17 protein-coding genes are annotated in these 17,362 nt (G+C 65.3%); 10 read left to right on the top strand and 7 right to left on the bottom strand.

The features are described 5' to 3' along the window. Nucleotides 1-49: 49 nt before the first annotated feature. The gene (locus tag ARTSIC4J27_RS17115; protein ID WP_050056413.1) at nt 50-1,600 is read right to left on the bottom strand and encodes an FAD-dependent oxidoreductase; all 1,551 of its coding nucleotides are present in this window, start codon (nt 1,598-1,600) and stop codon (nt 50-52) included. A 179-nt stretch (nt 1,601-1,779) separates the two neighbouring features. Here ARTSIC4J27_RS17115 and ARTSIC4J27_RS17110 point away from each other — a divergent pair, with 179 nt between their 5' ends. Then, nucleotides 1,780-2,250: a DUF4383 domain-containing protein gene (locus tag ARTSIC4J27_RS17110; RefSeq protein WP_050056412.1), complete on the top strand. Its 471-nt coding sequence runs from the start codon at nt 1,780-1,782 to the stop codon at nt 2,248-2,250. Between the two features lie 77 nt (nt 2,251-2,327). Here ARTSIC4J27_RS17110 and ARTSIC4J27_RS23040 read toward each other — a convergent pair whose 3' ends face one another. From ARTSIC4J27_RS23040 to ARTSIC4J27_RS17085, 5 genes are all read right to left on the bottom strand, one after another. Beyond that, nucleotides 2,328-2,972, bottom strand: a complete 645-nt coding sequence (locus ARTSIC4J27_RS23040; protein WP_200900851.1) for a DUF4232 domain-containing protein — start codon at nt 2,970-2,972, stop codon at nt 2,328-2,330. Between the two features lie 103 nt (nt 2,973-3,075). Next, on the bottom strand, nt 3,076-3,828 hold the full coding sequence (locus ARTSIC4J27_RS17100; protein WP_050056410.1) for a YcnI family copper-binding membrane protein: 753 nt from the start codon (nt 3,826-3,828) through the stop codon (nt 3,076-3,078). Nucleotides 3,829-3,916: 88 nt separating this feature from the next. Beyond that, nucleotides 3,917-4,540, bottom strand: a complete 624-nt coding sequence (locus ARTSIC4J27_RS17095; protein WP_050056409.1) for a hypothetical protein — start codon at nt 4,538-4,540, stop codon at nt 3,917-3,919. Nucleotides 4,541-4,628: 88 nt separating this feature from the next. Continuing rightward, a complete protein-coding gene (locus ARTSIC4J27_RS17090; protein ID WP_050056408.1) occupies nt 4,629-5,699 on the bottom strand; it encodes an NAD(P)H-dependent flavin oxidoreductase in 1,071 nt (356 codons plus the stop codon). A 72-nt stretch (nt 5,700-5,771) separates the two neighbouring features. Continuing rightward, nucleotides 5,772-5,981 carry a hypothetical protein gene (locus ARTSIC4J27_RS17085; protein ID WP_050056407.1) on the bottom strand — a complete coding sequence of 70 codons (210 nt, stop codon included), beginning with the start codon at nt 5,979-5,981 and terminating at the stop codon, nt 5,772-5,774. A 231-nt stretch (nt 5,982-6,212) separates the two neighbouring features. Here ARTSIC4J27_RS17085 and ARTSIC4J27_RS17080 point away from each other — a divergent pair, with 231 nt between their 5' ends. Next, the gene (locus ARTSIC4J27_RS17080; protein ID WP_050056406.1) at nt 6,213-6,557 is read left to right on the top strand and encodes a hypothetical protein; all 345 of its coding nucleotides are present in this window, start codon (nt 6,213-6,215) and stop codon (nt 6,555-6,557) included. Nucleotides 6,558-6,609: 52 nt separating this feature from the next. Here the strand turns inward: ARTSIC4J27_RS17080 and ARTSIC4J27_RS17075 are convergent, their stop codons facing one another. Next, nucleotides 6,610-7,635 carry a LacI family DNA-binding transcriptional regulator gene (locus ARTSIC4J27_RS17075; RefSeq protein WP_152683925.1) on the bottom strand — a complete coding sequence of 342 codons (1,026 nt, stop codon included), beginning with the start codon at nt 7,633-7,635 and terminating at the stop codon, nt 6,610-6,612. A 223-nt stretch (nt 7,636-7,858) separates the two neighbouring features. Here ARTSIC4J27_RS17075 and ARTSIC4J27_RS17070 point away from each other — a divergent pair, with 223 nt between their 5' ends. The 8 genes from ARTSIC4J27_RS17070 (at nt 7,859) to ARTSIC4J27_RS17035 (ending at nt 17,341) form a co-directional block, all read left to right on the top strand. Next, the gene (locus ARTSIC4J27_RS17070; RefSeq protein ID WP_050056404.1) at nt 7,859-8,707 is read left to right on the top strand and encodes a sugar phosphate isomerase/epimerase family protein; all 849 of its coding nucleotides are present in this window, start codon (nt 7,859-7,861) and stop codon (nt 8,705-8,707) included. Then, nucleotides 8,704-9,714: a Gfo/Idh/MocA family protein gene (locus tag ARTSIC4J27_RS17065; protein WP_050056403.1), complete on the top strand. Its 1,011-nt coding sequence runs from the start codon at nt 8,704-8,706 to the stop codon at nt 9,712-9,714. The genes ARTSIC4J27_RS17070 and ARTSIC4J27_RS17065 overlap by 4 nt, the downstream gene beginning before the upstream one ends. A gap of 207 nt (nt 9,715-9,921) precedes the next feature. After that, entirely contained in the window at nt 9,922-11,457 is a 1,536-nt protein-coding gene (locus tag ARTSIC4J27_RS17060; protein WP_050056402.1) for an ABC transporter substrate-binding protein, read from the top strand. A gap of 6 nt (nt 11,458-11,463) precedes the next feature. Next, nucleotides 11,464-12,405: an ABC transporter permease gene (locus ARTSIC4J27_RS17055; protein ID WP_050056401.1), complete on the top strand. Its 942-nt coding sequence runs from the start codon at nt 11,464-11,466 to the stop codon at nt 12,403-12,405. Continuing rightward, nucleotides 12,402-14,324, top strand: a complete 1,923-nt coding sequence (locus tag ARTSIC4J27_RS17050) for a dipeptide/oligopeptide/nickel ABC transporter permease/ATP-binding protein (protein ID WP_050056400.1) — start codon at nt 12,402-12,404, stop codon at nt 14,322-14,324. Before ARTSIC4J27_RS17055 ends, ARTSIC4J27_RS17050 begins: the two co-directional genes overlap by 4 nt. Then, nucleotides 14,321-15,196 carry an ATP-binding cassette domain-containing protein gene (locus ARTSIC4J27_RS17045; protein ID WP_050056399.1) on the top strand — a complete coding sequence of 292 codons (876 nt, stop codon included), beginning with the start codon at nt 14,321-14,323 and terminating at the stop codon, nt 15,194-15,196. The genes ARTSIC4J27_RS17050 and ARTSIC4J27_RS17045 overlap by 4 nt, the downstream gene beginning before the upstream one ends. Before the next feature lie 60 nt (nt 15,197-15,256). Further along, nucleotides 15,257-16,117, top strand: a complete 861-nt coding sequence (locus ARTSIC4J27_RS17040; RefSeq protein WP_235436740.1) for a sugar phosphate isomerase/epimerase family protein — start codon at nt 15,257-15,259, stop codon at nt 16,115-16,117. Between the two features lie 57 nt (nt 16,118-16,174). Further along, nucleotides 16,175-17,341 (top strand): Gfo/Idh/MocA family protein, encoded by a 1,167-nt coding sequence (locus tag ARTSIC4J27_RS17035; RefSeq protein ID WP_050056397.1) that lies wholly within the window; start codon nt 16,175-16,177, stop codon nt 17,339-17,341. Nucleotides 17,342-17,362: the final 21 nt, after the last annotated feature.

The following is a 17,362-nucleotide window of genomic DNA, read 5'->3' as shown; positions in this document are numbered from 1 at the left end:
CCACTGACAGCCCACCCGGGCTTGGGCTGGCCTTGGCGCGGGCGGCCGTTCAAGCCTTCCCTGCAGCGGGAAGGTTCCTGGTGGCAGGGCCCTCCAGGAGCACTCCCTCATTGGTGAAGCGGGAGCCGTGGAGCGGGCAGTCCCAGGTCTTTTCGTTGTCGTTCCAGTGCACGATGCCGCCCAGGTGGGTGCAGACGGCGGACAGCTTGCAGGTGGTTCCGTCCACGGTGGAGGCGGCGACCGGGCGGCTGCCCTCACGGTACACCTGCCCTTGCCCTTCGTCCGGGACAACCGGGGCGGCCGGTGCGGGCAGCTGGTCCTTGTCCTTCCTCAGCACCTTGGCGCCTTCGGTTTTGAGCCCTTCGGCGGCAAGCTGCCCCCAGCCGGAAGCCAGCTTGGCCGCCACCCCGGCGTTGAGGGAAACGGCGGAGAAGGCGCCGGAGGGGGACGTGATGCGGTGGTGGATGGTGTCCGCCCAGGGCACCTGCCCGCCCAGGATGTCCGCGGCAATCCCCAAGGACGCGGCGACGGCGTTGGTCATGCCCCACTTGTTGTAGCCCGTGCCGAAGTAGACGTGGCCTCTGCCCCGCGGCAGCTTGCCGAAGAAGGGCATCAGGTTGACGGCCATGTAGTCCTGCGCAGACCAGGTGTGCGTCACTTGCGAGCCGGGGTACTGCTGGGCGGCCCAGTCCAGGAGGCTGCCGAGGTGGTGTTTTTCCGACCTTGCCCGGCCCACGTGGTGGCCGTGCCCGCCCACCAGCAACAGCCGGCGGCTGTCCTTCTCGTAGTCCCGCAAGGAATGGGTGGGCTGTTCCACCGAAATGTACATGCCCGGGGGCGGGGCCTGGTCCTCCTGCAGCTGCAATGCTGCCGCGTAGGACCGGCTGGGCTTGAGCTTGGCGAAGTACAACCCGCGGTCCAGGACGGGGATGCCGGTAGCGAGCACCACGTTGTTTGCGGTGACGGTGCCGCGGTCCGTGTGGACAGTGGCCGGGCGGCCGCCGGTGACGTCCTGCAGCCGGACCCCGCCCACCACGGATCCGCCGCGGCTGCGGAGGTCGGCCACCAGCGTGTCCAGCACATCGACAGGGTGGATCTGCGCCTGGCCGGCAAGGCGTATGGCGCCGTGCACGGGGAAGGGCAGGCCGGCGTCGCGCACGTATTCCACATCCAGCCCGGCGGTGGTGGCGGCGCTGACCTCCTCCCGGAGTTTCTCGGTCCCCTGCGCGGAAGCTGCATAGGTATAGGCATCCCGTGTCTGGTACGGCACGCTGTGCTCGTCGAGGTACCGCAGAAGCCAGGCCTGGCCCTCGCGGTTCCCGTCCACGTACGCCTGCACCTGCTTCTGCGAGTACTGGCGGGCCAGCTGGGACAGGAAAGTGCCCTGAAGCAGCGTCACTTTGGCGGTGGTGTTGCCGGTAGTTACCGCACCGGGGAACCGCGCCTCCAGCACCAGGACGTTCTGTCCGGACCGGGCCAGAAGCAACGCCGTGACCAAGCCTGTGAGCCCCGCCCCTGCCACCACGGTGTCGTAGGTGCCTCCCGGCTCGAACGGATCCGAAGCGAATGCTTCCCGGTTGTCCAACCAAATCGACGTCATCCCAGTTCAGCCTGCCTTTGGTCCGGGCCCTGGCGGGCCGTTTGTGATGGGTCCGTTATAGACCGTGATCTATGCGTGGCGTAGGTGATAAGTATACTTATGATGTCGGTGTTTAAGTCTATGGTCAGGCGCAACCCGGCAGCCATGATGTAAACGGAACGACAACAGCAGGAGTGATCATGACAAGCACAAGTCCGAACGGTCGCACCGTAGGCCGTACTAACATCCAGAAAGCTGCGCTCGCAGTGGGCGCGGTGTTCCTCCTGGTGGGCGTCCTGGGGTTCATCCCCGGCATCACCGCCAAATACGAAACCCTGGGGTTCGCCGGCCATGAATCTGAGGCCCTGCTCCTGGGTATCTTCCAGGTGTCAGTACTGCACAACATCGTCCACCTGCTGTTTGGCGCAGCCGGCATCGCCCTGGCCCGCGACGCCGGACAGTCGCGGAACTACCTGATCGTCGGTGGCGCCATCTACCTTGTCCTCTGGCTCTACGGCCTGCTGATCGGCCACGACACCCCGGCCAACTTCGTCCCGGTGAACACGGCGGACAACTGGCTGCACTTTGTCCTGGGCGTAGGCATGATCGGCCTGGGCGTGGCACTGTCCCGCGGCACCGCGCGTGCCGGACGTACCACCACCGCCCACTAGCAAACGCAACCAAACTGCAGGCGGCCCGGCACCTTGCCGGACCGCCTGCAGTTGTTTGTGCCGAAAGTTCCCAGCCGCTAGGCGGGCTGGAACGCTCCGATGGTGAGCAGGGTGATTGCGGCGTTGCTGCAGGCCTTGGTGGGCTGGGGCAGGAACAGCGACGCCGTGTCCTCCGGCGGATAGATCCGGTAGCCGGCGGCGTCCACCATGGCGCAGTCGGGATAGTTGCCGGCCTGGGTGTAGCGCAGGACGGCTGAACCGGTTTGCCCGGGTGCCAGCAGGACGTCGGCCGGTGCGGTGCTTTCGTCGCGGGTGGCGGGAGCTCCGATGGGGGCACCGGCGGCATCGGCGGCCAGGGATACGCCGGCGAAGCCCCGCAGCAGGCAGGGTTCGGAACCGGTGTTGGTGAGGTTGAGCTTCATGTAGACGCTTCCCGCGGCCCCGCCGCCGGATGCATCCGTGGCGGCGGAGAGGCCGCCCGCCTTGCACAGCGCCGGTCCCGCCGGGGGCGCGGGTGCCGGGGCGGTCGCCGACGGCGAGTCCGACGTCGGACCGGACGGGCGGGGCGAAGCGGACGTTGCGCCGGGGCTGGCAGAACCGGTGCCCGGTGGTGTCGTCGTTGATGATTGCGGTTGGCTGGGGCCGCACCCGCTGAGCAGCAGTGCGGCGGCTGCAGCCGCCGTCGTAATGGCAAACCCGTGTGAAATTCGCTGAGACCTCATGGCACCACCTTCGTGGCAGCGGTGGGCCGCGTCAACGATGCGGCGAGGTGGCGCGGCAATTTGACGCCCGGATCGTGATGATCCGGGCATCAAAGTCATTGCCCTACTTTGCTGCCCGGTCCGTCCCGGGCTTGCGGCGTCCGCTGCGGAAGAAGGCCGCGCCGCCGAGCACCAGGCCGCCGATGCCTGCCGCCAGGCCGGCCCAGCTGCGGGCGTCCGCCCCGCTGTCCGTCACCGCGGCTTGCTCGGCAGATAAGGAAGCGCTGTGTGCATCCGACGCTGCAGCAGTATCGCCGTGTCCCGTGCCGGCTGGCGCGGTGACCGTGATCGAGGGAGCCGGAGCCTTCAGCGAGTGCGGGTCCTCGCCGTCCTTGGCGATCTCCGACCAGTCCGTCTGCCCGGTTTCGCAGCTCTGCAGGGTAGGGAAGTACAGTGTGCTGCCGGCGGCGTCCGGGAGCTTCACGGAGAGCACCAGGGCATCGCGCAGCTCATGGGCCAGCGGCGCTTTGGCGGTGTAGACGATCTGGCTGGTCCGCTTGGTGATGGACGTGCCGTCGGCCAGTTTCTTCGGCCCGGCGAGCTGTTCGGTGACCTTCTCCACCGTCCAGTTGGGATTGACCGTGGGCTGGGCGTCGTTGAGTTCCTGCGGCAGCGTGATGGCCACCTTCGTGGTGCCCGAGGTGTCACAGCCGTGCGGAACCGCGAAGGTGAGCAGGGCGTACGAGTTGGCCTCGGTCTTGTCCGGCGTCACGCCGACATGCGCCGACGCCCCGCTGGCAACGGCGAGCAGCAGGGCTGCAGCGCCTCCGGTGGCGGCGGCTGCCTGCAGGGTACGGCGGAGTACTGAAGTGTTCATGTGGTTGCCTTTCCGGCGCGCGCCCTCCGGAGCCCGGAATCGGGCGCGCAAAAGTATGGGGTGACGCCGCCGCGGGTGCGGCGCGGTTCTAGCGGAAAAGAACGACGGCGGGCGGCGGGCCGCGGCGGCTGTCTTGCCGAAGGTTCCGCCAGGGACGCGGTGGCGCCGCCGCGGTGGGGAAGGAAACGGAAGCGGGCGGTACGGCGTCGATCACCGCCGCGCAAGGGAGGGCAGCCAGTGGCCTAAGCCAGGCGGCGAGTGCCCACAGGGCTGCCTCGCCTCTTGCCAGGAGTAGTGCGCAGGCCAGCGTTGCCAGGGTGTGTGCGGCCAGCATCAGGGGCCCGGAAGCGGTGTCCGTTGGGTGCAGGTGGCCCGCCGCCGGGGCCAGCACGTCAGCACCCGCCAGGTGTGCGGTATGCGGCGATGCTGCACCTGGAGCCGCGGCGCCGGGGGAACCAAAAGCGGTAAACATCTCGTGCAGCGCCAGCTGCCCGCCGCCCAGCAGGACTGCCAAGGCGGGAAACCCCAGCCGCAGGCGCGTGGCCGTAGTGCTGCCGAGTGTTGTCAGTGCCAGGACCGCGAGCAGGATGGCCGGGGCGGGCAGTTGTCCGCCGCCGGCAAGGTGGGCGCCGGAGGCAAGCGTGAGGATGACGGCGGCTACGGAGGATGCCCGGAGGAGATGGAAGGGCGCGCGGGGACGCTGCGTTCGCACGGACCCTCCCTTCCCGGTTCCGGAACCTGGCGCGGGCAGGCGGCGCGGGTCGGACAACGTTCAGATTCTACCGGTGATCCAGGCCTGGTCAGGCTCCGTCCAGCAGCCCGGCAAGCACCTCTGCCGCGGTGTGGTGCCGGAGCAGCGGCGCCGACTGGCCGGCCCACAGGGACATCAGGTCCGTGTTTCCCCGGGCGGCTGCCTGGGGCCGGAACCGGCCGGTCAGCCAGTTCTGCACCGGGAACGGGGCCGCCGTGCCGGCTTCTTCAAGCTCGGTGATGATCCGGTTGGGTATGCCGCGGGCCAGCCGGCCGCTAAGGGTGCGGGTGAGCACGGTGTGGGCGGCGGCGGGGCTGTGCAGCACCTCACGGTAGGCCGGCACGGCGGCGGATTCACGGGTGGCCAGGAACGCCGTGCCCACCTGCACGCCATCAGCGCCCAGCACCATGGCGGCAGCGAAACCCCGGCGGTCCGCGATGCCACCGGCGGCGATCACCGGGACGGACACGGCGTCGGCCACCTGGGGGACCAGTGCGAACGTACCCACCAGCGATTCTTCGGCGGGCTTCAGGAAGGACACCCGGTGGCCGCCGGACTCCATCCCGCTGGCCACCACCGCATCAACACCGCCCGCCTCCAGCGCCACTGCTTCGGCGACGGTGGTGGCGGTACCCATGACCTTGATGCCGCGGCGGTGGGCTTCCTCCACGACGCCGGCCGCCGGCACGCCGAAGACAAAGCTGACGACGGCGGGACGCGCCTCGAGCGCGGCCTCCACCTGCTCGCCGTAGTCCGGCATGTACCGGCCCGGCATGGCGGGCAGCGGAATGCCCAGTTCCTCGAAATACGGCTTCAGGGCAGCGGTGTATTTTTCGTACTCCCCGGCCGGGAGGGATGTCGTTTCAGTGCCGTTGGGCACCCACAGGTTGAGGGCGAACGGCTTGGCCGTTGCTTCCCGCAGGTCGGCTGCCGTCTTCCTGATGGCGCCGCCGTCGTACCCGTACAGACCGAAGGAACCCAGCCCGCCGCCGTCGCTCACTGCCGCCGTCAGGGCCACCGACGATACGCCGCCGAACGGTCCGAGAACCACTGGTACGTCTATGCCCAATAGTTCGGTGAGCCTGCTGGAGTTGACGGAAGGAAGGTGCTGGGCGGTCATTGGCAGGCTCCTGGTGGTGTTACTGCTGGCTGGCACCCAGTCTTGCAGCCCGCGGCGCTGCGCCCAAGCCCGTTATGACCCTGCTGCCGCGAGGTCGTACCCGTCGGAGATGTGGAAGAGGCGGCGGCCGCCAACGGGAGTCGTGACCCACACGACTTCGCCGTCCGCGGTGCGGTCATCCACCAGGCCCGCATAGGTTGTCCGGCCGTCCCTGCTGAGTTCCACGGGTTCGCCCACCTGCACGTCTTCCCAGCTGCCCGGGCCTTTGACGCGATTCGCCATCGAAGTCACGCTTCTTTCTGAGGTTGAAGATCACGGATGGTCCGGTCGGTTGTGCCGGTCCCTCCATCAAACCCGGCCGGGGCGGCGCCGCTCAATGGAGGAGTGGCCACGGCCGGCGCCCGGACTTTGTGCAGCGCTCCAACACTTCGCGTCACGGTGGGGAGGTGTACCGGGCCGTTCGGGCGGCGCTAGACTGCAGGCGTAGATGCCAGGCGACCCTGAGGAGTAGTTATGGAATACACCGGAAGCCAGTCAGAAAAGGCTGTTCCCGCTGGAGAACTTGGCCGCAGCCATATCGGCCAGACCATCAGCTTCCAGCCCAACGAGTTCACCACCGTCTTTGGAAAGCTTGCCGGAATCGCCCGCACCGAGGCCATGGTCTACCTGTCCCTGACCGGGGTGGGAAACGGCACGCACCTGAAGGACGAATACGATCTGCCGATCACGCACGATGTCTACGTGCCGGTGGACGTGATCACCAATGCGGAGTCCACCATCAAGGACCTGTTCGGCAAAGTCCAGGAGAACCTTCGCGGAGCGGGCCACAAGGGCGAGGACAAAACGGACCGGCTCTAACAGCACTCATCGACTGCTCCGCTCCTGCCTTTTAGACCCTTGAAAACGGCAGCTACGGAGCAGTCGATGGGGCGGGCGCCGCAGCCGTGGAGCCCCGCACAGTCAGGTGCGTGGGCATCACGGAACGGGTGCGGATGCCGCCTCCGGCCAGCGGATTCAGTTTGGCCAGCAGCATGGAAACTGCCACCCGGCCGGCCTGTTCAATCGGTGAAGCCATGGTGGTCAACGGGGGATTGCAGAAGTCGGCGCCAAAAATGTCATCGCACCCTACGATGCTCATCTCCTCCGGTACCCGGATGCCGCGTTCGCGCAGGCGCTGGAGCATACCGATGGCGATCAGGTCGTTAAAGGCAATACAGGCAGTGACACCACTATGTACGGCGGCGTCGGCGGCAGCCGCGCCGGATTGGGTCTTGGGGGCAAACGGACCCAGGCTGCGCACCTCCACGCCACGGTCCTGGGCCGCCTCGGACAAGGCAGTCCAGCGCCGTTCGCTGGATTGGGACGTCAACGGCCCGGCGATGTAGGCAACGCGCGTATGGCCGAGCGAAATCAGGTGGTCAAGCGCCTGGCTGGTGGCGGACGGGGTATCAATGATGACGGCGGGCACACCGGCCACGTCACGATTAATGGTCACGAGGGGCGCCTTGCCGGCAGCTGCCAGCAGCGCGTCATCGGTGAGCCGGGAGGCTGCGACGATGACGCCGTCGGCCGTCTTCCGCAGCTGTTCCAGCGTGCTGGCCTCAACCTCGTCTGATTCCTCGGTGTCCACCAGCAGCTGGGTGTAACCCGCCGCCTTGAGCTGGAGCTGGGTTCCCCGGATCAAGTCAAAGTAGAACGGGTTGGTGATGTCGGGAACCAGCACGCCCACCGCTCCCGTACGCCCCGAACTCAACGCTTTCGCCTGGCTGTTGGGCAGGTAGTTCAGCTCCGCCGCAGCCGCCTGGATGCGCTCGCGGGTACGGATATTCACCCGGTCCGGCGTTGACAGGGCGCGCGAAACAGTGGATGCGGCGACACCGCACAGGGCGGCGATGTCGTGGATGGTGGCAGGACGGTCTGTTCCTGCTGCTTGCATCGCCATCGGCGCTCCTCTCTGAACGGAATGACGGGAAGCTGTGACCGTTGCCACAGCTTCATCAACAAGGATGCCACAGTTTGCGAATATGTGGCAACCGGTTGTCAAAAGTTGGCAGGCTGCCTAGACTTTCGGGAGTACCTTTTCTGTGAACCAAGTCACCCACGCGACGTAGCTGGAATCGAAGGCTGCCCTGCCGCGGGGTCCTAGCAAGGAGATTCCGTTGACCCACGCACCACAAACAACCTGGCAGCTCTCGGGATTCGGCGACGAAATCGATCCTGACCCCGCCATTCAGGCCGCGGTGCTCTTGGCGCTGGGTGCCAGCCATATCGAAGTCAGGAGCGCCTGGGGAACGAACGTCTCCGAATTGACCCCGTCCCAGGTAACAGACCTCAAGGGCATCCTGGACGCCAAGGGCCTGAAGGTCTCGGCTGTTGCCAGCCCCATTGGCAAGGTGGATGTGAGCCTGCCTGTTGAGCACGAACTGGAGCGGCTGCGCCGGATCATCTCCGTAGCGAATGGTCTGGACACAAAGTACGTCCGGATCTTCTCCTTCTACCGGGCCGACGGCCAAAGTCCGGAGGACATCCGCGACGACGTCCTGGTCCGCATGCGTGCGCTGGCGGCATTCGCCGGGGAATCCGGCGTCGTGCTGCTGCATGAGAACGAAAAGGACATCTACGGGGACACTCCGCATCGCGTGCTGGACATCATGGAGTCCGTCAACTCCCCGGCCCTGCGCGTTGCCTGGGACAATGCCAACTTTGTGCAGGTAGGCGTGAAGCCGTACACGGACGGGTACGCCATGCTGCGCCCGTACCTTGAGTACTTCCAAGTGAAGGATGCGCTGTCCACCACGGGGGAAGTGGTTCCCTCCGGTGAGGGCGACGGCGAACTGGACGCCACCATCGCCGCACTCAAGGCCGACGGGTACGGCGGTTTCGCCTCCCTGGAGCCCCATCTTGCCAGCGCCCACGAGCTCGGCGGCTTTTCCGGGCCGGTGGCCTTCGGGGTCGCTGCTCGCGCCTTCGGGGCACTGGCTGCTAAAAACGGGGTTGAGCTCTCTTGAGCATCCGGGCTGCCGTGATCGGCTGCGGCGACGTCTCCACCGTGCACTTCGAGGCGGTGGCAAAGCTCGACGGCGCCGAGCTGGTGGGCGTCTGCGACCCCCATTCCGAGCGGCTGGCTGCCGCCGCCGAACTTTACGGTGTGCCCGGCTTTACTGACCATCAAAGCCTGCTCGACGCCGTCCGGCCCGAGGTGGTGCACATCTGCACGCCGCACAACCAGCACGCCTCGATCGCCGCTGACTGCCTGGAGCAGGGCGTTAACGTCATCGTTGAAAAGCCGCTGGCCCACACGCTGGCGGAAGGGCGACGCCTGGTTGACGCAGCATCCAAGGGTAAGGCAAAAATCGCCGTCTGCTTCCAGAACCGCTACAACGCGACATCCCAGGCCATGCACTCCCTCCTCGCAACCGGTGAACTCGGCGCGGTGGTGGGGGCGGCCGCAAGCGTCATGTGGCATCGTTCGCCGGACTACTACCGGGGCCGGCCCTGGCGCGGTTCCTGGGAAGGCGGCGGGGGCGGGCTCCTGATGAACCAGGCCATCCACACCGTGGACCTGCTGCAATGGCTGGTGGGCGACGTCGTTGAAGTGCGAGGTAATGCCGCCACCCGCTTCCTGGGCGGGACCATCGAGGTGGAAGACACCGCGGAGTTCCTTGCCGAACACGCCGGCGGTGCCAGGAGCGTTTTCTACGCCACGCTCGGCCATGCCTGCAACGCGCCGGTGACCCTTGAAGTGGTCACTGAAAAGGCCGTCCTGAGCCTGCGCGGGGACCTTACCGTCACTTACGGAAACGGGCGGGTGGAGGTGATTCCCGAACGCAGGAGCGACACGGGCGGCAGGTCCTACTGGGGCGTCTCGCATGAGCTGTTGATTAACGATTTCTACGGCCTGCTGGATGACGCAGAGCCGTTCTGGATCAGTCCGGCGGAAGCTGAAAAGTCCCTGCGCATCATCAAGGACGTCTACCGGCAGAGCTATCCGGACGCTGTTACCCGCGTCTCCTAGCGATAGCTGGCAACCGATTGTTACAGCAAATCCAATTGCTATTGCTAGCTTTCTGATGAGGGTAGTGCACTTTGCAACAATTTTAGACAACCGGTTGCCAAAGATGGCTGCGATGCGTACTGTGAACGTCACAAGGTAAATGTGGTCCACGCCACAATGCTTTCCTTTCCAACTCCCTCGTTCGACAAAAGTTTCAAGGAGCCGACAATGAAGTTAGGTCCCAAGGCGGCAGCTGCCGCCCTTGTACTGAGCGCCTCGCTGGCACTCACCGCTTGTGGTGGCGGCAGCGCCGGTGCAGGTTCCACCGCCGCCGGCGGGAAAACCGTCACCGCGCTGACGCTGGGTACGCTCCGGGACATCACCTCCTGGGATCCGGCACAGGCCCACGTGGGCCACGCCCTGCAGCCGTACCAGGCCGCGTATGACAGCCTGATCCTGCGCGAACCTGACGGCAAGCTCAGCCCCATGCTGGCTACTGAGTGGAAGTACAACGACACCAACACCAAGCTCACCGTGGACCTCCGGACGGACGTTACCTTCAGCGACGGCGCCAAGTTCGATGCGGAAGCTGCGAAGGCCAACCTGGACCACTTCAAGAAGGCCAATGGCCCGCAGATGGCCCAGCTGGCCTCGGTCTCCGACGTCGCCGTGGTGGACGCGGACACGATCGACATCAACCTGAGCGCGGCGGAACCTGCCCTCGAATATTTCCTGAGCCAGGCGGCGGGCCTCATGGGTAGCCCCAAGGCCCTGGGCACTGACGCCATCAAAACCGAGCCCGTGGGGTCCGGGCCGTATGTGATGGACAAGGCTGCAACGGTCAAGGACAGCCAGACGGTCTTTAATGCCCGCAAGGACTACTGGAACAATGATCTCCAGAAGTACCAGAAGCTGACCTTGAAGATCCTCACCGACCCGACGGCGCGCACCAACGCCCTGGTCTCCGGCCAGATTGACGCCACGCTCCTGGATCCCAAAAACGGGAAGCAGGCCGAGGGCGCCAAGATGAAACTGGAAACCAACCAGGTTGACTGGTCCGGGCTGCTCCTGCTGGACCGGGACGGCACCAAGAACCCCGCCCTGGCCGACGTCAAGGTCCGCCAGGCCATCAACTACGCCTTCGACCGCAAGACCATCCTGGACCAGGTCATGCTTGGCCAGGGCACGCCCACGTCACAGCCGTTCGGCAAGGACAGCGGCGCCTGGAGCGAAGAGCTGGAGAACTACTACAGCTACGATCCCGCCAAGGCCAAGCAGCTGCTGAAGGAATCCGGCTTTGAAGGCAACGTGACCATCGACGTTCCCACACTCCCGGGTGCCGAAACCCTGATCTCCGTCCTGAAGCAGCAGCTGGCAGATGTCGGTGTCACCCTGAACCCGGGCGCAGCCATCACCAACACCTTCACGGCGGACGTTGCAGCCCAGAAGTACCACGCCCTGTTCTTCAACCTGTTCCAGGGTGAGCCTACGGTGGCGATTGACCAGATCGTGTCCACCAAGGCCCTGTACAACCCGTTCAAGAACGCCACTCCCGAGCTCGACGCCAAGATCCAGGCCGTCCGCACAGGCGGTGAGGATGCCGGCAAGCTGGCCCAGGAAGTCAACAAGTATGTGGTGGAGCAGGCGTGGTTCGCCCCGCTGTTCCGCGTGAACCAGATGTACTACCACAACGACAAAGTCAACGTGACGCCGCAGGTCCAGCAGGCCGTCCCGTCCATTTACAACTACTCGCCTGCCAAGTAGGACACCATGATCAGGTTCATTGCAAGAAGGCTGGGCAGCGGGCTGGTGGTGTTGCTCGTTGTCTCGGCACTCACCTTCACCCTGCTGTATACCGCCAGCGGAAGCATCGCCCGGAACATCCTGGGCGACCAGGCCACCCCTGAACAGGTGGCGCTGAAGGAGCAGGAGCTGGGACTCGACCAGCCCCTCGTGACCCGCTACCTCGCCTGGCTGGGCGACGCCCTGGGCGGAAACCTGGGAGCATCCTGGTTCACCTCGGAACCGGTGGCCAATTCCCTGGCCACCCGGATTCCCGTGACCATGACCATGGTTTTCGCCGCAATGATCCTGATCGCTATCTGCGCAACACTGATCGGTGTTGCCGCAGCGGTCAAGCGCGGCTGGGTGGACCGGGTAGTCCAGGTGGGTGCCATCGTTGGCGATTCCATCCCGGGATACGTGATCGGTGTGTTCCTGGTGACGCTCCTGGCCATCCAGCTGGGCTTCTTCCCGGCCACCAGCACCATCTCTCCCGGCGTGGGTCCCGAGGCCTGGGTGTACTCCATGACCCTTCCCGTGATCGCCTTGCTGATCAACGGCGTGACCGGCGGTGCCCAGCAGATCCGCAGCGCCGTGATCAAGCAGCTCGAGCGCGACTACGTCCGGACGCTGCGCAGCCGCGGCATCGGGGAACGGGAGATCCTCTTCAAGCATGTGCTGCGCAGCGCGGCTCCCGCAGGCCTCACCGTATTGAGCCTGCAGCTGATCGGCATGCTCGGCGGCGTGGTGATCATCGAACAGATCTTTGCCCTGCCAGGCATGGGACCACTCGCTGTCACGGCCACCGGCCAAACAGACCTTCCCGTGGTGATGGGCGTGGTGATGTACACCGTGGTGGTGGTCATCGTGGTGAACCTCCTGGTGGACATCCTCAATGGTTGGCTCAACCCGAAAGTGCGTGTGTCATGAGCGATTCCGTAGAAACAGCGGCCATAGCAGCACCGGTTCCCTCCGGGCAGAGCGGCACGGTGGTCCGTTCCACCGTGATGCGCCGCCTCATCAAAAACCCCCTCGGCATCGCGTCAATTGTGATCCTTGGGAGCATCGCGCTGCTGGCCATTTTCGCCCCCGTCCTGGCGCCCTTCGAGGAGAACTTCGCCAACATCGCCAAGACCCTCGCAGCACCCGATTCAGTCAACATCCTGGGCACTGACAGCGCCGGCCGCGATAACTGGAGCCGCCTGCTCTTCGGTGCGCAACTGACGCTCCTTTCCGCGTTGCTGTGCGCCGGGGTCGCCATCGCGATCGGCCTGCCCGCAGGCCTGATTGCCGGCTACTACGGAGGCAAGTTCGAAGCTGTGTCGAACTGGGTGGTCAGCATCCTGATGAGCCTGCCCGGCCTGATCGTGCTCCTCACCATCCGAGCAGCCTTCGGCCCGTCGGTGTGGATCTCCATGATTGCCTTCGGCGTCCTGATCAGCCCGTCCTACTTCCGGCTCACCCGGACCGCAGTGCAGTCGGTGCGGAACGAGCTCTACGTCGACGCGGCAAGGGTTTCGGGCCTTTCGGACTGGACCATCATCGCCCGCCACATCTTCTCCGTGGTCCGCGCGCCCATCATCATCCAGACCGCGGCTATCGCCGGTGTTGCCATCGCCATCCAGTCCGGCCTGGAGTTTTTGGGCCTGGGCGATCCCACCAGGGCGACCTGGGGCGTGATGCTGTCCGAAGGCTTCAAAAACGTCTACCTGACCCCCAGCCTGCTGTTGTGGCCGGCACTTGCCATGGCGCTGACCATCGGCGGTTTGGTCCTGCTGGGCAACGCCGTCCGCGATGCCCTGGAAGACGGCGAAAAAATCAAGCACCGCCGTCAGCGGACTCCTGTTGCGGGTACTTCCACAGGAAGTACGACGGCGGAACCTGCCAACGCGCGCCAGTCGCGTAAGTCCGTGGCCGCCGTGGAAAGCGGCACCGAGCACCACCTCGTGAAGGTAACCAACCTCGGCGTCGGTTACCCGCAGGCTGACGGTTCGGTCAGGAAGGTGGTGGACGACGTCTCCTTCCACGTGGACCGCGGCGAGATCCTGGGCATCGTGGGCGAATCGGGATCGGGCAAGTCCCAGACTGCGTTCTCCATCCTGGGACTGCTGCCGGACAATGCCCGCATCGTGGCAGGCTCCATCCAGTTCGACGGCAACTACACCGTGGCGCCGGGTGAGGACCGCGTGAACCAGAACAGGCTGTCCAAACTGCGCGGCAAGCGCATCTCCTATATCCCGCAGGAACCGATGAGCAACCTGGACCCCGCCTTCACCATCGGCTACCAGCTGGTCACGCCGATGGTGCGCGTCCTGGGCATTACTAAGGCGGAGGCCAGGAAGCGTGCACTGAAGCTGCTGGCCGACGTCGGGATCGCCAACCCGGAGCGGACTTTCCAGGCCTACCCGCATGAGGTCTCCGGCGGCATGGCCCAGCGGGTGCTGATTGCCGGTGCCATCAGCTGCGAACCGGACCTGGTGATCGCGGACGAACCCACCACGGCGCTGGATGTCACCGTGCAGGCCGATGTGCTGGACCTGTTGCGTGAACTTCAGCAGCGCCTGAACATCGGCGTCATCCTGGTGACCCACAACTTCGGTGTTGTCGCCGATCTGTGCGACCGCGTGGTGGTCATGCAGAACGGCCGGCTCGTGGAAGAAGGAACAGTCCGCGAGATCCTCCGCAACCCGAAAGAGAAGTACACCCAAACCCTCCTGGGCTCCATGCTGGAAGGAAAGACTCCCATGACTATGCTGGTTTCCCCGCCGGAGGGACCCGTTTCCCACGAATCCGGAAGCACTGTTCCGGCAGGGCAGGATGCAGCCGCAGAAAAGGAACCGGTGGCATGAGCGCAGTACAGAACACCCCGCTGCTGTCAGTCGAGAACCTGGTGGTGGAGTACCCCAGCAAGAGGTTCCGCGCCAAGCCGTTCCGGGCGCTGACGGACATCAACATCACCATCGGCCAGGGCGAAACCCTCGGCCTGGTGGGGGAGTCCGGCTCCGGCAAGACCACGCTGGGCCGCGCTGTCCTGGGCCTGGCCCCCGTCACCAAGGGCAGGATCATCTTCGAGAGCAACGACATCAGCAATGCCAGCCGCAGGGAGCGCCGCACGCTGAGCCGGGACCTGCAGGTGGTGTTCCAGGACCCCTACACCTCGCTGAATCCCGCACTGGAAATCGGCGACATCCTCGCCGAGCCGCTGGGCGTGCAGGGCATGGACGCCACGGCCGCGAGAAAACGCGTCAAGGAACTGCTGGACCAGGTGGGGCTGCCGACTGACGCGATCCACCGGCTGCCGCGGGAGTTCAGCGGCGGCCAGAGGCAGCGCGTCGCGATTGCCCGGGCCCTGGCCTTGTCCCCCAAACTGATCGTCTGCGATGAGCCGGTCAGCGCGCTGGACCTCTCCACCCAGGCCCGCGTCCTGGACCTGTTCCTGCAGATCCAGAAGGACACCGGGGTTTCGTACCTCTTTGTCTCGCATGACCTGGACGTGGTCCGGCACATCAGCCACCGCGTGGCCGTGATGTACCGGGGCGGGATTGTGGAACAGGGCCCCGCCGACGTCGTCACCACCGACCCCGAACACCCGTACACCCAACGGCTCCTGCTCGCATCCCCGGTGCCGGATCCGGACCGGCAGGAACAGCGCCGGGCGGAACGGCACCAGCTGCTGGAAGCACAGCGGCAACAGACTGAACAGGCAGGCGCTGCGGCTTAGCGGCCGCCCCCAGCACACACCCAATGGCCGTCACCGGCCGGAACACCACGGAGGAAACCAGTGGCCAAAATAGGCGTACAAGCGATGATGCTCAAGGACAGCTTCGCGGACGTGGGAGCGTTTGAAACGCTCCGCAAGGTCAACGCGATCGGTTACAACGCCGTCGAAATATCCCAGATTCCCATGTCCCCCGGGAACGTGGCAGAGCTGGAACGTTCCCGCACCGAACTGGGCATGGACATTGCCGCTCTCTCCGTCAATATTGAGGGCCGCAAGGGAATGCCGGTGGAATCTCTGGCGGACAACTTCGACAAGATCGTGGACGATGCCAAACGGCTGGACACATCGCTGCTGCGGATCGGGATGCTGCCGTTCGGGGCCATGAAGTCCCTTGACGCCGTGATCGATTTCGCGAAGCAGGCCAACGGGTACGCCGAGCGGCTGCAGGAACACGGAATCAGCCTGTACTACCACAACCACCACATCGAGTTCGCCAAGTTCGACGGCGCGTACATGCTGGACATCATCGCGGACAACTCGCCGGCCATGGGCATGGAAATCGACGTGCACTGGGCCCAGCGCGGCGGCCTGGACCCGGTCCGGACCCTGCAGAAGTACGCGGGACGGACCGCCATGGTGCACCTGAAGGACTACCGGATCGGACAGCTGCCGGCATCCTCGTTCAGCCTCCTGGAGTCCGGCGATTTCGCTGGATTCATGGCGGAATTCAAGAACGTGGTGCAGTTCGCCGAAGTAGGCGAGGGCAACCTGGACTTCCCCTCCATCATCCCTGCCGCCCAGGCCGCGGGTGCCCGGTACCTCCTCGTGGAGCAGGACGAACTGTACGGCCGCACGGTATGGGACGCGCTGCAGACCTCGTACGACAACCTCGTGGCCATGGGCCACGGCGACCTCTTCTAGCCGGCTTCTTCCAACCGGGTTTCGACAAGCTCAATCAACGACGAAGGATCAACAACTGTGAGTCAGAAAGTACGCCTGGGCATCATCGGCCTGGGGCAGCAGGGCGGCGCTTACGCCAAGTTCATCACCGACGGCCTCGTCCCGAACATGGAGATCGGTGCCATCACGGATATCGATCCTGCGAAAAAGGAACTGGCGGCTGCCTCGTATCCGGACGTGCCCTTCTACGACGACTACATCGCGATGCTCGAAAGCGGCGACATCGACGCCGTGGTCACGTGTGTACCGCACTACCTCCACCCCGAAATGGGCATCGAATCGCTCAAGCGCAACATCCACGCGCTAGTGGAAAAGCCGGCGGGTGTCTACACCAAGCAGGTGAAGGAACTGAACGAGTTCGCGGCGTCCAGACCCGAGCTTTCCTTCGGCATCATGTTCAACCAGCGCAACAACCCGCTGTACAAGAAGCTCAAGGAAATCGTCGACAACGGCGAGATCGGCGCCATCCGCCGGACCAACTGGATCATCACCAACTGGTGGCGGCCGCAGGGCTACTACAACTCCAGCGAGTGGCGCGCCACGTGGGGCGGCGAAGGCGGCGGCGTGCTGGTCAACCAGGCCCCGCACCAGCTGGACCTGTGGCAGTGGATCTGCGGGGCACCCAAATCGGTGTACTCCAAGGTGGCCTACGGCTTCCGCCGGGACATCGCCGTCGAGGATGAGGTCACCGCCGTGGTGGATTACGGCGACGGCGCCACGGGCGTTTTCGTGACGGCCACGCACGACATCGTGGGCACCGACAGGTTCGAGATCCTCGGCGACCAGGGCAAGATCGTGGTCGAAAATTCCAAGACCGCCACCGTCACCCGGCTGACCCGGCCGGAGCGTGAACTCAGCGACGCCATGGACATGGACGACGTCCGCAAGCTCTTTATGGGACAGCTGAAGCCGGAGCAGTACTACAGCACCGAGGTCATCGAGTTCGAGTCGGCCTGGGGCGGCCAGCACGCAGGCGTGCTGGAGAACTTCGCGGCCAATATCCTTGACGGCACCCCGCTGCTGGCCCCGGGCTCGGACGGCATCAACGGCGTCCGCCTGGCCAACGCCATCCACCTCTCCAGCTGGACCGGACGGGAAGTTCCGCTCGACTTCGACGAAGAGGAATACATGCGGGAGTTGAACAAGCGCATCAGCGAAGAGGGCAAGTTCCCCGAGCGCTCCTAGGGCGTGTCTCTCAAATACCTG

This window comes from Pseudarthrobacter siccitolerans (assembly GCF_001046895.1).
GTDB lineage: Bacteria > Actinomycetota > Actinomycetes > Actinomycetales > Micrococcaceae > Arthrobacter > Arthrobacter siccitolerans.
Note: the sequence above shows the minus strand (reverse complement) of the source record. Positions and strands in the feature narration are given on the sequence as shown.

Bases quoted from the DNA above. Each gene is read 5' to 3' on its own strand.
- ARTSIC4J27_RS23040 (WP_200900851.1), bottom strand. From the start codon at position 2,972: ATGAGGTCTCAGCGAATTTCACACGGGTTTGCCATTACGACGGCGGCT.
- ARTSIC4J27_RS17110 (WP_050056412.1), top strand. From the start codon at position 1,780: ATGACAAGCACAAGTCCGAACGGTCGCACCGTAGGCCGTACTAACATC.
- ARTSIC4J27_RS17100 (WP_050056410.1), bottom strand. From the start codon at position 3,828: ATGAACACTTCAGTACTCCGCCGTACCCTGCAGGCAGCCGCCGCCACC.
- ARTSIC4J27_RS17075 (WP_152683925.1), bottom strand. From the start codon at position 7,635: ATGCAAGCAGCAGGAACAGACCGTCCTGCCACCATCCACGACATCGCC.
- ARTSIC4J27_RS17045 (WP_050056399.1), top strand. From the start codon at position 14,321: ATGAGCGCAGTACAGAACACCCCGCTGCTGTCAGTCGAGAACCTGGTG.
- ARTSIC4J27_RS17055 (WP_050056401.1), top strand. From the start codon at position 11,464: ATGATCAGGTTCATTGCAAGAAGGCTGGGCAGCGGGCTGGTGGTGTTG.
- ARTSIC4J27_RS17080 (WP_050056406.1), top strand. From the start codon at position 6,213: ATGGAATACACCGGAAGCCAGTCAGAAAAGGCTGTTCCCGCTGGAGAA.
- ARTSIC4J27_RS17060 (WP_050056402.1), top strand. From the start codon at position 9,922: ATGAAGTTAGGTCCCAAGGCGGCAGCTGCCGCCCTTGTACTGAGCGCC.
- ARTSIC4J27_RS17085 (WP_050056407.1), bottom strand. From the start codon at position 5,981: ATGGCGAATCGCGTCAAAGGCCCGGGCAGCTGGGAAGACGTGCAGGTG.
- ARTSIC4J27_RS17090 (WP_050056408.1), bottom strand. From the start codon at position 5,699: ATGACCGCCCAGCACCTTCCTTCCGTCAACTCCAGCAGGCTCACCGAA.
- ARTSIC4J27_RS17050 (WP_050056400.1), top strand. From the start codon at position 12,402: ATGAGCGATTCCGTAGAAACAGCGGCCATAGCAGCACCGGTTCCCTCC.
- ARTSIC4J27_RS17115 (WP_050056413.1), bottom strand. From the start codon at position 1,600: ATGACGTCGATTTGGTTGGACAACCGGGAAGCATTCGCTTCGGATCCG.